The following is a 496-nucleotide window of genomic DNA, read 5'->3' as shown; positions in this document are numbered from 1 at the left end:
GCCACAGGCGAGATCACTCCCATATGCGATTCCCCTGCAGGATGAGGGCGGAGCGCGTGGCAGCTGCTTTGACAGGCACCGTCGCCGCTGAGCCTCATTCCGAGTCCCTAGCGCCGAAAGCGGATGCGGCATATGGAACCATCGAACGCCCATCAAGGTTGACACTGCTCGGGCCGCGATCGGCCGGCTCGTCGGCATTGTGATCGCGACAATGAGGCGCAGGCGATCGATTTTCAGCTTCGCGATCTACGCGCGGATTGCCTTCGACAGCATCACAGCGAAAATCTAGCAGTGGAGATATCGGCCTGCCTCGGCTAAGCAATCGGGGTCCAGCACACGACATCTCTCCAACTCGCAGTTCGGGGCAACGAACGCAAATGTTCCTCCTTGCCGTTCTCGTCCTTCCTTTCGCGGGATCATTCATTGCCGCCCTGCTGCCGGTCAATGCGCGCAACGCCGAGGCTTGGCTCGCGGGAGGAATAGCACTCGCCGCCTT

The sequence above is a fragment of the Bradyrhizobium sp. genome, assembly GCF_016462955.1.
Classification (GTDB): Bacteria; Pseudomonadota; Alphaproteobacteria; order Rhizobiales; family Xanthobacteraceae; genus Bradyrhizobium.
Note: the sequence above shows the minus strand (reverse complement) of the source record.